The sequence below is a fragment of the Paenibacillus agilis genome, from assembly GCF_007786455.1.
GTDB lineage: Bacteria > Bacillota > Bacilli > Paenibacillales > Paenibacillaceae > Paenibacillus_B > Paenibacillus_B agilis.
In genome coordinates this window covers 813,432-830,547 of sequence record NZ_VNJK01000001.1, presented here as the reverse complement: position 1 = coordinate 830,547, position 17,116 = coordinate 813,432, and the positions used below count along the sequence as shown (strand labels likewise).

Here is a 17,116-nt window from a genome sequence, read left to right as displayed (position 1 = left end):
TTATTTTGACACTTCCATCTTACTTATCGACTCTCTCCAATTGGAGGTTATCTGCATAACCAACGCCTTTCGCATTGCCATCGACAACGACACGCACATTGATAAATAACGTGTTCTTATTTGTGACAAACGTATGGGAACCTGTGACCCATTTCCCTTTTTCAAGTGCCTCGATTCCTCCACCGTCAACAACGACTTCGTTGTGAATATCTTTCTCCAGCACATCTACATAGAGATTTCCTTGCTGCAATTGATTAAAAAGATGTCCCTTTAACACATACTTTTGAGAAGGAATTACAGGGATGATGTAACTCTCTGTCGCTGTTCCATGGACATCTGTATTCGATTCGAATTTGATACTTCTCTTCCCTTCAAATGGTGTAGAAGTAACGAGTTTCATATGTGGTGAGAAATGCCATAAATCATCGTACTCAAATCCATGATTGGCAACTAAGTTCCTACTCGTAGATACCGATACCACATTTCCAGATTGATCGTACCTATACTCTCTCTTTACTTTCGGTGTTACGAAATGTGTTAGAAGGTTATTTGCATTATAGAAATAAGAGTATTGCGATTCACGTTTGATAATCTCTTTCTTTTTCACTAGAATCACTTGTTTCAAAGACTCTCCGAACCAAGTTACCCCGTCTTGGACCATTCTCCAGTCGGTTGTATACGTTCCTGGAATATCAGGAGCTTTCAATCGAAATACAAAGGTACGTTCAGAGGCATAGCCTACTTCTTGGCCATCTGATATGGGATGGCGTCCTACTGCAAATGGATCTTGATCATCTACAGCTCCTAACCTTACTTGCTTCTGTTCCGACCAACTTGTCGACCCCACATTTCTTACTGTGACTTTAGCTTCATATTCTTCCCCTACATACATCGTCTTAGGGAAATCATAGGAAACAATCTCGGCATCCAGCTTCTGTTTAGGTCCAATGTACAAATCATCTATGTAACCCCTAAATTGTCCTTTCATTGAATGGTCTCTATCGTCATACGCGATGAGTACTTTTTTGATGGTCTTGCCTTGAAACGCATCTAAATTAACTTCCACCCAATGCCATTGATTTAGTGGCATATTACGATATGCTGGATGCACACTGTTACCATGCTGGTCTTTTGCTCCCGAATCTCTCAAAGATGTACCATCGTCAAAGATCAAATCTACCGCTATGTTTTTACTGTTTTCAAACGAATAGTGATAGACCCAATACCCAAGATACATACCTTTTACAACTTTCAAATTCAAATTGTCATATGGCTTAAAATAGATGTTGCTATTCTCTGTGCTGCTCGTGTCTGTACCTGCAATGCGGTAAAAATAGCTTCCATTCTTCGCAGAGACATACCAATCAGGCGTCGGTACCGTCGAACCTTCCGGCTGTATACCAGAGTAATATCCTTCGACCCAATGACTCGATTCCACCTGTATCATGCTGTCGTTATCATGCGGTTCAAAGCCATTCGTTAGTATGTTAGAAGAGATAGTAGCTTGAGCAGTATTGCTAAATGAATTCAGTAATACAAACAAAATGAATACGGTACTGCAAATTCTTGATGTCCATTTCACGTGCGTTCCTCATTTCAAAAATAGTAAATATGTATGTATTTCTTACAGCGTGGATCGTTATGTTTATCTATAGATATCCCCCTTTTTGTACATTCCAAGATTGATTGATATTTTTGCACAGCGCACTCTTAATAATTAGAAATATTCAATTATATTGAATATTTGGTCATATATTATGGTACTTTTTCTTCCACTATTTGTCCTTGATATTATTGGTATTTTTAACAAGCAGACTGTTCGAGTTAAGTTATTAGATATATTTAATATTGCGTCTGTGCTTTAAGATGCACAAAGACCCCAGAAGTGAGCTTCTGAGGTCTTGAGGCTTACTCTTATTGAATTACATTACCTATCAAGTGATTTGTTTAATCTTCATACACTCAATAATCTTCTAGTATTTCTTACTACTGCTGTGAAAACAAAACGAAATAACAAAATCTTCACACTTATATTTCAAAGGTTATTTGGTTCCGCATTGATTAATTAGTTCATTCATCAACCACATTTCTAAATTAAGAAGCCTCGTAGGCATGTAGCCTATCTAGGTATCCTATAGGTCATACTTTCTCTATCGTTGGTTCCCAACATACAACTTCAATTATTATGTCTTGGAAAGGGAACACATAATGGTGAGCCTTTTCCAGAAAATCCGCAGTTGCATCTTTCTCAGCTAGTGTTAATTTCAATTTATTTAGCCATTCCGATTCTTTAACTTCAAGTATATGAAATGGTCTTTTACCATTTATCATAAATAACTCTGTTTCAATACAATCTATCGTAGTAACCCTAAATCCTTGATAAGGACAGATTGTAGCTCTCCACCTCACTTCGTCTGAATCATCAAACTCAATTGAAATTTCAGTTGTATTTATTTTTACTTCTTCCAATGGAGTTACATGTAACTCTATTTCCTCAAATACAATTTGCATGATACTCTTTCTCCTTTACCTTACTCTAATTGATGTGCCACCATTCTTCGTGGTAAATTTCCACGCTTCTTTTGAAACTTCTTCTGGCGTCGCCATTCTGTAACTTACTCTGACCCCGGCTTCTTGAGCCGCGTAAAGACGTCGGTTATCTAATGTGTATATTTCACCATTTTTCTCAAAAATTCTTATAGCAGGTAAATCTCCTGGTTTAATAGTACCTTTCTTTAATCCATTAATAGTATCCTCAACAGTCTTTCCATCACTAAATTTACGCGAAATACTATCTTGAGAAAACTTCACATTTTTTGCGTTAATTGAACCGCTATATGCAAGTTTTCCCGTCGGCTTAATAGAGCCCATTGCACCTATCGTACCAAATGAAGCTGCAACTTCCAAGAGATATGGTATTTGCCATTCATCGTAAGCGTCAAGAAGCTCTTCTTTTGCCCAAGCTGCATTCCCTTTACTATTTTTGTATGAACTTGTTTGAGTTAATTGTCCATATAAATACTTGAATCTATTATTATTCCGGTCATTAAAGACAGGTTCAAAAATTCCCCCTAAATATTGTCGAGTTGCCCAATACTCATCTGCCTTGGTAGAGTTTAATTTCATTGCATGGTCGAGTACTAATTCAAGTTCAAGAAGATCGTAAGATTTGTATCTGTGCCCACTCGGATCAATATAGAGCAATGGATTGTTTGCAACATACGTATACAAATTCAAACTTAGTGGGTTACCAAGCTCCCCTTCATACGTATCCTCACTAATAAACCGTCCTATGCTCGGGTCGTACCATCTTGCTCGTAGATACTGAAGCCCTGTCGTCTTATCCCAATACTCGCCTGAGTATTTCAGGATATTCGGAACTGTCTCCCTCTCTTCTAATGGCAATCCCCAGATATCATAACGATATTCATTCAGCTTTTTACCAGCTTCATCGACGATAGCTACTACATCACCATGACCGTTAAGTTGGTAATATTGCAACTGACTTGTTGCAGCATCTTGACGACCAATAAGTTTTCCGTTTAAATCGTATAGATATACATACTTAATCTTGGCTTTGCCATCTTCCCCGACGACTGCTTCTGCTAACAATAGCTTGTTCGCATCGTAATAATAACGGTTCTTAACGTTATTCTCTACACGCTCATACAGTAATCCTTCTCCCGTATAAGAATACGTGACTGGATTATGATCTCCTGTGACCTTAGTCAATCGATTCTTTTTATCGTATTCGTACTGCGCATCTTTGTCTGGTAGCTCTCTAGAACTGTCCAGTGTCTCACGATTATATCGCTCATCATACGAATACGTCTCATTGAACTCACTGGATGTTTGAATTTGATTCAACGGTGTGTATGAGAAGTTCGTGTTGTAGTTATTTTCATTACGCTGCGTGATGTTTCCAACAAGGTCATAACCATATTGGAAGGTATTCTGCGCAACTCCACCTTTCGTATGTTTTAGCTGCTTCAATTTTGTATCTTCGTATAGATAATCCGTGACAAATGCGTTGCCATATGTCTGCTTCGCGAATTGTCCATTTGCTAAATAATCATACGAGATTGTTTTAGCTAGCTGATTGCCACTACTCATAATATTCAATTGCTTTAATTGGTTTACATTATTGTAGGTACCATCTACCTTCACTTTGACGCCAGGAGCCGCGAATTCGTACCCCGTCTTCTTGTTCATATCATAGTTGTTTGTCAGTTTCACACCATCTGGATATTGAATACTTGTTAAGAAACCAGATCGTGCCTGATACTCATAGCTCGTCGTTCCTCGATGATCCGTCATAGTGACCGGTCTACCTTCGGTATCATAGCTGTATTGAACCGTTTCATTGCCTAGCTTATTTTGAATCAACTGGTTCATTACATTATAGGAATTCTCAGTAATGTTTCCACTACGATCAATATATTTCTCTAGATTACTGTTCGCATCATAGTAGTATTTTTGAACCTGACCTGTTCCGTTAATCTTTTTCGTAACTCGACCGAGTTCATCATATTCCTTCTTCATTTTCTGCGAATTCGCATACGTTGTTTCGATCAAATTGCCTAAGCGGTCGTATTGATAGCTTGTCGTTTGCTTTTCAGCATCGTTAACCGCAATTAGCTGACCACCAGCATCGTACTGATACGCTGTATAATTACCATTCGCATCTGTTGTAGAAGTAACACCACCTGCTAAGTTATATTCCGTACGCTGAACAGGCACATACTTCTGTTTGTTCTGTAAAGACTCCACCAAAATCGTTCTGCCTAATATATCACTTGTCGATTTTGTACGATTCTGCTCTGCATCAATTGCTGTTATCATCAGCTTCGCATCATCGTATTCGACCCGATCAGTTGTAGCATCTGCATACGTAGTCTGAAGCGGACGTCCAAATCCGTCATATGTGTACGTTGTACGATTGCCATACGCATCTTCTGTCCAAATCATTTGACTTGTACGTTCATCATAACCGTATTTAACTTCGCCTAAGCCTTGTGCCTCTCTAATCTTACGACCCAATGGATCGAACCATGCTTCGGTCACTTCTCCGAGCGTGTTCTTCATTTGCGCATGGTTTTGAGTATCGTTATATACATAGCTTAACTGGCTTTGATTCGGCATCGTAACAAGTGTCATGCGCCCAAGTGGATCATATGCATACGATGTCGTTTGCTGTTTACCATCTGTATAAGATAACAGTCTCCCTGTCGTCGGATCATATTTAGCTTTCTCGACAATCGTGGAGACTTGCCCATCTGCATTCGTAACATCTACTTCTTGCTGCGTCATGAAAGCCGATTGGTATTCTGATCCATAGTGATATCGGAATTCCGTTGGTTTTCCTTTATCATTATGAGCCGTTACCTTCGTAACATTTCCGAATCCGTCGTGTTCGTAATTGATATGACTAAGAAGCCGACCACCCTCTGCGTTGGCATACGTTTTGGATTCGATAACAGCGCCCTTTTCATTTCGTTGCATCCGTGTAACGGACTGCTGATTCGTATCCAACTTGGACGTGATCGTTTCTGGCAATCCCCATTTTGCATCGTACGTAGTTGTCGCGCTGGCTCCGAGATTATTTGTTTCACTCGTCACGCTACCATTCTCATTATATTGACGATTGACGATGAGAGATGGACTCTCAGCCCCGTTACTTATTTTCTTCGAGGTAATTTGAGTTGGATAAGGATTGAAAATATTCGTTGTATATGCTTGATTCGTGACTTGCTGAGAATGACCTGCTTGTTGTACGGATTCTACATTCCGGAATGTAAAGTCATCACCTGCATACACCTTGTCGTATGTAGATGTAATCGTCGAGTCTCCGTTCTTAAATACAGTCTTATGTTTACCAGGCGATGAAGAAGCATATGGATCAGACTCATATTGAATGCTCGTTTGATTACTTTCGACTACTGCTCCATTCACATACTGTGCTATATCTTTACGTTCAACGACCCTGAACTGCTCCTGCTTGGAATTATGCCCCAAGTTTCGAAGCACTTTATCGTAACGATACTCGGTACGAGCTCCTGTAGGATGATGAACAGCTTTTATTAATGCATAATCATTTCTTTGATTAATCGGATAAGATGTCACTGAGAACATAGATTGGGCAGGATCATATTCATAACGAGTCGTTCGGCCCATTGTATCCGTAACAGATTCTAAATAGGGTATCTCTGTTCGCTCTGTCCCGACTGTTCCCTGAAACTTATTGAATACATACTTAACCGTTTCATTCGCATTATTCCTAGCTGTTATATTTCCATTTGAATCTCGGATGAGATGAATGTAGTTCCCCAAAGAATCTGTAACTTTCTCCAGTCCCCACCAGGCATATTGGAAATTTAAAAAGTTTGCATAGTTGTCTTCTATTCGAATCAGCTGACCACTAGAATCAAAATAATAAGTTGCACCTTGTTTCATTTTTAATGCATATGCTGAAGTATACCAATCTACCTTTTTGCTAGTATCTTTCGTCAGCACAGCATCTTTCCAAGGATATTTTTTAAGATTAAGATCTTTATCTACTTGATAGACTCCACCTGCTGGCATGCGAATGTAGGTTTCCTGATCTTCAAATTTCATATATGGAATATCCCAGGTCCAGCCCTTACCTACTCCTACTCGCGAATCCATCCTATTTTTCTTTACTTCATTATCAACGACCGGAGGGTAAGGAATATTATGACCCCCTACCACTTCATAGGTCTTCCCACTATGTTTATTTGGTGCTATAAAAACTTCCATATCATACGGAGCATCCCAAGTAAACTCATCTTTCTTCCAGTACTTCCCATTTTCATACAAGTTGAAGTTTTCTGGTTTGAACATTGCACTAGCTTGCGGGTCAACTTCCTCATCTCTTCCTGATAAATGTGGAATACCGACTTCAGGATATTTGAAGAAGTAGGTAGGACCAAAAATAAGGACTCCTTTTTCTGAACAATATTTCCCCCAGCTCTGTCTTGGATAATTGCGCCCATTCAGATATTTATATAAATTTCCACAAAAATAAGGGACGACTTGTGTACTATAATAGGAACTACTTTTTACTGATTTTTGAAAAAACTCCGCGTCATTACTGTTGTAGTTTCTACGCAGCGAAAAAGATAGCCCATTTCTTCCTGGAATAGATAAGTCGCCCGAAGACAAGCTTAAGGAACCATCTACACTTGAAATCGATTCATTTCCTGTTTGAATGGAGTACGGAGCTTGATCTAATTTAGTATGATGTTTTACAAGACTTAGAGCATCATGGGTGATAGGAGGAAGGCTAGTTAAACTCCTCTTCTTCCTCGATCCATACACGGACTCCGTTACATTTCCATACGTAGCCCCTGTTACATCTCCTAATTTAGGAAATGGCATATCGAATCCTGTCATCTGCAAGCCATATGTCGCATCCGTCACCGCAGGAGGTTCGTATTTCTTACCTACACCCGGAAATAGCTCCTCCAGCGTAGCTTCCAACGCTGTTACATCTGGGTTCTTCGCTAAAGCATCATGAACATGCTTCAAAGAGTATCCTTCATTTAGACGCAAAAGAATATCCGAAGGAGTTACATTGTATTTTTTTGCAACGTAGTCAATTGTCAGCAACGCCTTATTGTCAGCAGTTTGAGTTGTCACTGGCTTAAGCGCTACCGCTGCTTCTGCAACCTGGAAGAATAACGGTGCAGCTAATTCTAAAAACATAACTAATGCTAGTAATGCTGATAACTTCCTCATTTTTTTCATTTGCTCACATTCCCCTGTTATGTATTTCGGATATGTACTACTTTTCAAACTTAATCGTTATATCATCTATTGAAAGTTCACCCCCTTTATGGATCCCCCAGATTAAATAATAATTTGTTGAAGATCCTGTTGTGAACGTTATCGTCTTGCTCCCCACTTCCCCTGCCTTGCCTTTCCATATCTTATGTCCTCTATCATTCTCCTTATAGCTTCCATCTGGCGTTCTTGCTATAAAGTAATAATAGCTGTTAGGGCCTAGTTCTTGATTCCCTTTGTAGTTAAATGTAACCTTGTATGTGGTATTTGGTTCAAACTGAATCTTGCTTATATCCGTATGTAAAAATTCGAACCACTCTTGGCCACTTGCAGACTCTCCTACTACGGAATGGCCGCCATTGATTACTTGAGATAGTTCATTTGTTATTTTTCCTCTGGATGTATAATGTCCCTTCGTATACGATGGAAGTACATAACCTCCGCTTTCAAACGACTCTATTTCTTTTGTAATTTGAATATCATCAATTGATAGTGAACCACCGTTGTGTATACCCCATATCAGATAATATTTGGCTGATGAGCCCGTTGTGAACGCTACCGTCTTACTTCCTGTTTCTCCAGCCTTCCCTTTCCATATCGTATGTCCTCTATCATTCTCTTCATAGCTTCCATCCGGCGTTCTCGCTATAAAGTAATAATAGCTGTTAGGGCCTAGTTCTTGATTAACCTTGTAGCTAAACGTAACCTTGTACGTGGTATTCGGCTCAAACTGAATTTTGTTTCTATCCGTATGCATAAACTCGAACCAATCGTGCGTACTCTCAGCTTCGCCTAGCACGGAATAGTTACCTTGAATTACTTTTGTTGGTTCGTTCGTAATTTTACCTTCTCTTGTGTAATATCCCTTTGTATAAACTGTCACCGCATAACTTCCGCTTTCAAATGACTCTATTTCTTTTGTAATTTGGATATCATCGATGGATAACGATCCACCTTTGTGAATTCCCCAGATCAGGTAATACTTTGCTGAAGATCCTGTTGTGAATGTTAGCGTTTTGCTCCCTACTTCCTCTACCTTTCCTTTCCACCATGTACCTCCCTTGTCATTTCCTATACCACCGTCAGGCGTTCTAGCTAAAAAGTAATAGGAGCTATTTGGGCCTGTTTCCTGATTCACTTTGTAGCGAAAGGTTACTTTGTACGTGGTATTCGGTTCAAACTGAATTTTACTTATATCCGTATGTAGAAACTCATGCCACTCTTGCCCACTTGTAGATTCTCCTACAACGGAATAACTACCATTAATTACTTTAGAAGGTTCATTCGTTATTTTCCCTTTAGTTTCATAATATCCATCTGTAAATCTAGTTTGATCAAAGCTGCCTTGCTCAAACGTGTCTTTATACCAATCCTGTTCTTGTTTTACCACATTCCCATTCAGATCATAGTGATAGTTCGTCATGAGCATTTGACCGAATCGGTTAAATGTAGTCATCGTAAGCTTATTAGCTTCATCATAAAAATGCTGATTTTTGAAAGGATCGATAAATGGTTGTGCATGTGTATACGGCATGAACAAACATGAAAATAGCATGACTACAATTAAAATTTTTATTTTGTTTTTCACAATACACCTCTTTGTGTTATGGGTAACATTAATAATTGAATTTTTCTATTAGCTTCAAAATGTTTACTCCCAAATAAAGCCTTCATTTTCATTCCTTACATTCACCATTAAAATGATTAGTTGAACATATACTAGATTACCTACAAAATAAATTTCTGTCCTTGTTAATATTGTCATTTCGTTCATACATACCTTTAAAACTTTGTTAATTCATATATTGGATAATCGTTCTGAATTTCAAGAAATAACAAGACCCCAGAAATGAACATCCAAGGTCTTTAAACTAGCTTATAGTGAACGTTTTTTCTCTAATCATCTCGAAAATAATTTATGCTGAAATCTATCATATTCTAGCTAATTATTTAGCAGAAATATGAGGCTCGAGATGTATCACAGGATCCCAGTAGGTTGAATCATAATCGATTGTTTCAATTTGATTTACAATGAAATAGATGGCGTCTCCCTTTGCAACTTCCGTTGCTATCGATACATTAACCCCCTTCGTATCGTCATGCGCAATCACTTGCCAGCCAGTTGAAGGCCAAATCTGACTATTATTTTTCATTACCTTTACGCGAACACCATCTCCAAGAATCTGTCCCTCTGCCTTAGAAACTTTCCCTGTAATCGATATGTTTCCACTCTTAGGTGAAGTCCACTTACGAACCGAATTATTTCCAGCTGGATGCTGAGAATCACCCGATACCGAAAGCCATTCCTGACTTCCTTTCCACATTCGCCAATCATCGTTCCACGTCATATTTTTAAAGTTCGTTCCGTCCCACTCTTGATACTGCCAACTACCTTCCCCTTGAATCTTTGCAAAGCCTGCTGATGCTTTATAGGTTAATGGAACATAGCTTATGATTGGATCCCAATAGGTCCCGTCATAATCTATTGTTGTATTCTGATTCACAATAAAATAGATCGCGTCTCCTTTTTGAACTTCCGTTGTTACTGATACTTGGACACCCTTCGTATCATTATGTTCAATCACTTGCCAGCCGGATGAAGGCCAGATTGGATTACTATTTTTCATGACTTTAACGCGAACACCGTCTCCCTGTATCTCTCCCTCTAGTTTCGCAACTTTACCTGAAATGTCTATTTTCCCACCTTTAGGTGCTATCCATTTCCGCACGGAATCACTTTCATCTGGATGTTGAGAGTTTTTAGTTACTCTTAGCCACTTATTATTCCCTTTCCAATGATTCAAGAAATGATCCCATGCAATGTTTTTATATTGCTTACCATCCCATTCCTGATAAGACCAATTATTTTTACCTTGAACTTTCGAATAACCATCAGACGCTTTCTGAGATAATGGAATATAACTTATTTTTGGATCCCAATACGTCCCATCATAATCTATCGTTTTATTTTGATTCACGATAAAATAGAGCGCATCTCCTTTTGCAACTTCCGCTGTTATTGATATTTGGAAGCCTTTGGTATCATCATGTTCAATCACTTGCCAGCCGGATGAAGGCCAAATCTGACTATTGTTTTTCATTACCTTCACACGGACACCATCTCCAAGAGTTTGCCCATCACTCTTTGCAACTTTACCTGTAATCTCTATCGCTCCACTCCTAGGCGCAATCCACTTACGTGCCGAATCGCTTCCATCTGGATGTTGAAAGTCAGTCCCTATTCTTAGCCACTCACCACTTCCTTGCCAATGATTCAACGCAGTATTCCAGGTGATATCGGTATACTTTTGCCCGTCCCATTCTTGGAAATACCAATTGTTCTTATTTTGAATGGAGGAAAAATCATTCGATGCTCTATAAGAGGACGGCGTATACGTAATTGTTGGGTCCCAGTAGGTTCCGTCATAGTCGAACGTTTTATTTTGATTCACGATAAAGTAAAGTGCATCTCCTTTTGCAACTTCCGTGGTTACTGACACGTTGACACCTTTCGTATCATTGTATTCAATAAACTTCCATCCAGATGAAGGCCAGATTGGAATATTATTTTTCATAATACTTACACGAACGCCATCTCCATGAATTTGTCCATCTAATTTTGCAACCTTTCCAGTAATCGTAACTGTTCCACTCCTGGGAGCAATCCACTTACGCACTGCATCGCTTCCATCTGGATGCTGATAAGTAGGAGTCAGCATCAACCATCGATTGGTTCCTTTCCATAAACCCAGATCATTGCTCCACGCAACATCTTTGTAGTTCTTGCCGTCCCATTCCTGATAGTGCCAACTGCTCTTACCTTGGATCTTTGAGAAACCTTTCGATGCTGTGTAGGACATCATATCTGATTTTTTTGTTACATTACCGTTAGTATCGTATACGTATTGTGTGTCATTCGTTTGTACTAATTTTCCTGCCTCGTCGTATAGGTAATCAACATTAAACGCGTTTGCATTTCCAAGCAATAACGGCATACTTAGTACACTGACTAGCATGAATACTACTATTCTTTGAAGTTTCTTCATGTCCATTCCCCTCTCCTATCAACTTTATATACGCATGTACATTTGATCATATAATAGATTAGTTGCTAGTTTGACATCTGTCCTTGATATTATTGTCATTTTTATCAACCATGTCGTTTACACTTTTATTGTTTCGCTCTTCAGCTCATATTTCTACAAATACGAAACAAAAAAGAGACCCCTGAAATAAACCTCCGGGACCTCAAACAATCTCATAAAAAATAGCTAAGACTTAACATATCCTTGCTCTGTTAAATTTCCTTTTTGATCATACTTGAAAAATTGATAACTTCCATCCGTAAAAAGGATCGCCTGCAAACGATTTGCAGCGTCATAGAAAGATGCCGTTTTTGTAGGCAATTGCAACTTACCGTGATCCACATCTAACCCAATAGCATTTAATGTAATCCAATCTAAATCGATGTAAGCTTTGTCCATCCAATACGTACGAAGTTCCAATCGATGACTAGGACGATCGAAATCAAATTTAATATCAAACTTCTGATACTTATTTGCCTCGGCAAATTGCCCCCTTGTGATGACTTTAGATTGGATAATTTCACCTGCGTCATAATCATAAACTTCCAGCCTTACAACCTCTTCGTTATTTGCGGTATTGTTATCAATTAATAGTTTCCACTGAGCTAAGTAGGTTCCTCTAGGCAGCTTATTTTCGTATGGTCCAAAACTTAAATATCCCGGCTCATCTTCAAACGTATTAGCGGACCAATTCGTTTGTTTCGCCCTGCCTGTTGAATGTGCAAGATCCGTTGCTTCCCAACGTTTATTGTATGGGGCAGCAGCGAGCTTTGCAGCCGTTACTTGCTCAAATGAAACATCGTATTCGCCATACCAAAACACCCGAAATTCCAAACTATGCGAGACGTTGGCATGCGCGATTTTTAAATCGAAAGACTGGGTTGCGCCAGCATAATAAAACTCTCTCGCAGTGATGACTCTTTCACCTAACACAGTATTCGTAGCGCTATCATAAACATCAATTTTTACAACCGCATTCGTGCTATTAACAGGCTTATCAAGCTTAAATTTCCATGATATATTCCATAAACCTAGTGCCATATCGTTCACATATGGCCCATAGCTCAAATATGTATTCGAAACATCTTTGTTCACTCTTGCAGTCCTCACATTTCCTTCATTCGTTCCTGTACGTGAAGGAAGAGAGGGAGCACTCCAAGATCGTTTCGATGTAACATCAGCCACTTTTACTAGTACTAATTTCTCAAGCTGTACAGAGCCTTGTCCATACCAGTAACTTCGGAACTCTAGGGAGTGATTGGCTGCATACGTCGTATTAAAGCTTAGTGAGAAATCCTGAAACTTCCCTGCTTGTTTAAAATCCGATGCTTTAATTTTTTTTAATGCTAGAACTCGACCTGTATGATGATCAACGACTTCAATAAGTAACACATCCGTGTCACTCGCAGCAATTAATTGTTCCATCATCAATGACCATGTAATCGAGTATTCAGCTTCACCAAGATGTTGAATGTATGGGCCGTAATTTAAGAACCCTTCTTTGTCAACAGCTTGCTCCGCATGCCATACAGCCCCTTTTTGACGTCCAGTCGTATGCCCAAGCCCAGGATCGGTCGCTTCCCATACAGCAGAGAAAGCAGCAGGCTGATTGTTGACCTTACTTGAAGTTGCCGTGTTGCTAGTACCTGCAGCAAAAGCATTACTTGGAAGTTGTAAAACTAAAATTGTGATAAGAAGTAAAAATAGTAATCGAAATCTCATAGGTCACCTCAAGAAAATAGTAATTTTCAACTCTAAGTGTTCATTGATTTTATTTAGTCATTTTCGTTACTTGAATGTCATCAATTGAAATGGCTCCTCCATAATTCGTTCCCCAGTACAGTTGATAATCAACAGAAGGTCCCGTTGTAAAGGTCACGACTTTACTTCCTACACTCCCCACTTTATCTTTCCATTCGGTCCAACCCTTATCTTGCGCTGTACTTCCTGTGCTAGTTCTACTAAAGAAATAGTGACTTCCCTTCTCACTAGGAGACTTGATTACCTTATACTTGAATGATACCGAATAGCTGGTATTAGGCTCTAGCTGCACTTTTCTAGGATCTGTCGTTAGGAACGCGTTCCATTCCCATGTGACATCACTTTCCCCATACACCGAATACGCACCTGTTACTATTTTTTCGGGAGCCTTTGTCACCTTACCTGAGTATCCAGGATTGCCTGACATATAGTCCGTTGTACTGAATCTCCCCTTTTCAAATGATTCCGATAGCTTTGTTACTTGAATGTCATCGATTGAAATAGCTCCTCCATAACTCGTTCCCCAATTGAGTTGATAATCCCCATAGGGACCAGTTATAAAGGTTACAACTTTACTTCCTACACTTCCCGCCTGATCATTCCATTCGGTCCAGCCCTTATCTTGTGCTGTATTTCCTGTGCTAGTTCTACTAAAGAAATAGTGCTTCCCCTTCTCACTCGGGGACTTGATAACCTTATACTTGAACGATACTGTGTAGCTTGTATTCGGCTCTAGTTGCAATTTTCTAGGATTGGATGCTAGGAAGGAGTTCCATTCCCAGGTAGCTTTGCTTTCCCCATAGACTGAGTACGCTCCTGTCACTACCTTCTCAGCTTCATTGGTCACTACACCCGAATAGCCGGGGTTACCCGATATATAATGAGTCGACTCGAACTTTCCTCTTTCAAATGATTCCGATTGTTTCGTTACTTGAATGTCATCGATTGAAATTGCTCCTCCATATTTCGTTCCCCAATTGAGTTGATAATCCCCATAAGGACCAGTTGTAAAGGTTACTATTTTACTGCCTTTACTTCCCGCTTTATCATTCCATGTCATCCAACCCTTATCTTGCGCTGTATTTCCGGTGCTACTTCTACTAAAGAAATAGTGGCTCCCCTTCTCACTAGGAGACTTTATCACTTTATATTTGAATGACACTGTGTAGCTTGTATTCGGCTCCAACTGTAATTTTCTTAAATCCGATGCTAGGAAGGTATTCCATTCCCATGTGGCGTCACTTGCTCCATAGACTGAATACGCTCCTGTTACTAACTTATCAGGGGTATTTGTAACTTCACCTGAGTATCCGGGATTGCTCGACATATAGTCTGTTGTTTCAAAATTTCCTCTTTCAAATGTCTCACGATATCTTGAAACTTTCTTCACTAGATTTCCGTTATCGTCGTAGAAGTAGTCCAAATAAGTTCCATCTGAAAATTTAGAGAATAGCAACTGCCCATCACTTGAGTAAGAGTAAGTAACCCCACTATCCATCGCTCCTGCCGAAGATGAAATCGTGAAAGAGAATAGTATAGCCAAACTTACTACGAATATCCGACATCTTTGAATGCTTTTATTACTAAACATAACTTCCCCCATCTTTCTATATGCCTGCTAAGTAAACAACCATCAAACTGTATACTCGTTACGATTCAAAGCATATAAAAACTACTTATAACTTAGCACAGCTGAATCCCAATATACCGTGCCTGTTCCTCCATCTGCCTTACTGATGATATACATCTGCATGACTCCATATGCTGTTCCGACAGGCGTCTTTCCACTAGTATTCAAAGTCATATAACCGTTCGTCTTATACGTGACGTCAGTTGTTCCTATGGTTGATAAATACTTTCCTGCTGCATCATGAAAATCTATTGTCATTAATACGCGTGCGTCTTTCAAACTTTCTACTTCAGCTCGCACAGTCGCTTGGATCAATTTCTCTGGTTGCAGCGATACCTTCTGATATAGCGATAACAAATTTCCTTTGGGAAGTTGACTTGCGCTTACTTTCTGCGCATATCGTCCAGAATCTACGGGATGCTGCACGAGTTGAGTTGATGTCGGTAATTCACCACTATTTTTCCACGTCGCCCAGCTGCTCGCAACTGACTGCTCGTTCTCGACTTTCTCCATGCTGCTGTTACTTAATAGGTTCGGTTCACTATATTTTAGTGCTGCGGAATCCCAGTATACCGTGCCTGATCCTCCATCTACCTTGCTGATGATATACATCTGCATGACTCCATATGCTGTTCCGACAGGCGTCTTTCCACTAGTATTCAAAGTCATATAACCGTTCGTCTTATATGTAACATCGCTTGTTCCTATGGTTGATAAATACTTTCCTGCTGCATCATGAAAATCTATCGTCATTAATACTCGTGCATCCTTCAAACTTTCTACTTCTACTCGCACAGTTGCTTGGATCGATTTCTCTGGTTGCACTGATACCTTTTGGTATAGCGATAACAAATTTCCCTTAGGAAGTTGGCTTGCACTTGCTTTCTGCGCATATCGTCCAGAATCTACTGGATACTGCACGAGTTGTGATGATGTCGGTAATTCACCACTATTTTTCCACGTCGCCCAGCTGCTCGCAACTGACTGTTCGTTCTCAACTTTCTCTGTGCTGCTGTTACTTAATAAGTTCGGCTCACTATATCTTAGTGCTGCGGAATCCCAATACACCGTGCCTGAAGCGGCATCTACCTTGCTGATGATATACATCTGCATGACTCCATATGCTGTTCCAACTGGCGTCTTTCCACTTGCATTCAAAGTCATATAACCGTTCGTCTTATTTGTAATATCGCTTGTTCCAATAGTAGCTAAATACTTTCCTGCTGCATCATGAAAATCTATTGTCATTAATACACGTGCGTCCTTCAAACTTTCTACTTCTGCTCGCACGGTTGCTTGGATCGATTTCTCTGGCAGTAGTGCTACCTTCTGGTATAGCGATAACAAATTTCCCTTAGGGAGTTGGCTTGCGCTTACTTTCTGTGCGTATTGTCCAGAATCTACTGGATGCTGCACGAGTTGTGATGACGTTGGTAGCTCGGCACTGTTTTTCCATGTCGCCCAGTTGCTTGCAACTTCTGCAGTTTGATTTTTCAACACCTCAAAGCTAGAGTTAATAAGAAGATTTCGATCTTTAAACCGACCTATTACGTTACCTTGTAAATCGTATTTATAGTCGATAGTCCCATCATTAAAACTCTTCTCAATCAATCTTCCATCTTGATCATATAAATAATGGTTTTTGTTTAGAGCAAACGAATGATTGGACAAGAAAACGACGGTGACCAACGAAATTATTAGGAATGAGTTTATCATTTTGCCAAAAGGTTTAAAGGTGTTTTTAGTCATACTATAGCTCCATTCTCCATTGTTCTCTTACTACGATTAACACGAGCATTTGATTACTTCATACTTTTCTATTAAATATAATGAATAA

The 17,116-nt window shown here is 39.5% G+C and carries 8 protein-coding genes; all 8 read right to left on the bottom strand.

Annotated features, from left to right (window positions below; all coding sequences use genetic code 11):
• Positions 1–19: 19 nt before the first annotated feature.
• Entirely contained in the window at positions 20–1,582 is a 1,563-nt protein-coding gene (locus tag FPZ44_RS03445) for an NBR1-Ig-like domain-containing protein (protein WP_222429786.1), read from the bottom strand.
• Positions 1,583–2,139: 557 nt separating this feature from the next.
• Positions 2,140–2,511: a hypothetical protein gene (locus FPZ44_RS03440; RefSeq protein WP_144987416.1), complete on the bottom strand. Its 372-nt coding sequence runs from the start codon at positions 2,509–2,511 to the stop codon at positions 2,140–2,142.
• Positions 2,512–2,526: 15 nt separating this feature from the next.
• Entirely contained in the window at positions 2,527–7,767 is a 5,241-nt protein-coding gene (locus FPZ44_RS03435; protein ID WP_144987414.1) for an RHS repeat-associated core domain-containing protein, read from the bottom strand.
• A gap of 37 nt (positions 7,768–7,804) precedes the next feature.
• Positions 7,805–9,391 (bottom strand): hypothetical protein, encoded by a 1,587-nt coding sequence (locus tag FPZ44_RS03430; RefSeq protein ID WP_144987412.1) that lies wholly within the window; start codon positions 9,389–9,391, stop codon positions 7,805–7,807.
• Between the two features lie 358 nt (positions 9,392–9,749).
• The gene (locus FPZ44_RS03425; protein ID WP_144987410.1) at positions 9,750–11,849 is read right to left on the bottom strand and encodes a hypothetical protein; all 2,100 of its coding nucleotides are present in this window, start codon (positions 11,847–11,849) and stop codon (positions 9,750–9,752) included.
• Between the two features lie 225 nt (positions 11,850–12,074).
• Positions 12,075–13,610 (bottom strand): hypothetical protein, encoded by a 1,536-nt coding sequence (locus FPZ44_RS03420; protein ID WP_144987407.1) that lies wholly within the window; start codon positions 13,608–13,610, stop codon positions 12,075–12,077.
• 49 nt (positions 13,611–13,659) lie between these two features.
• Positions 13,660–15,240 carry a hypothetical protein gene (locus FPZ44_RS03415; RefSeq protein WP_144987406.1) on the bottom strand — a complete coding sequence of 527 codons (1,581 nt, stop codon included), beginning with the start codon at positions 15,238–15,240 and terminating at the stop codon, positions 13,660–13,662.
• Positions 15,241–15,321: 81 nt separating this feature from the next.
• Positions 15,322–17,028, bottom strand: coding sequence for a hypothetical protein (locus FPZ44_RS03410; protein WP_144987404.1), 1,707 nt, complete (start codon positions 17,026–17,028; stop codon positions 15,322–15,324).
• Between the last annotated feature and the right edge of the window lie 88 nt (positions 17,029–17,116).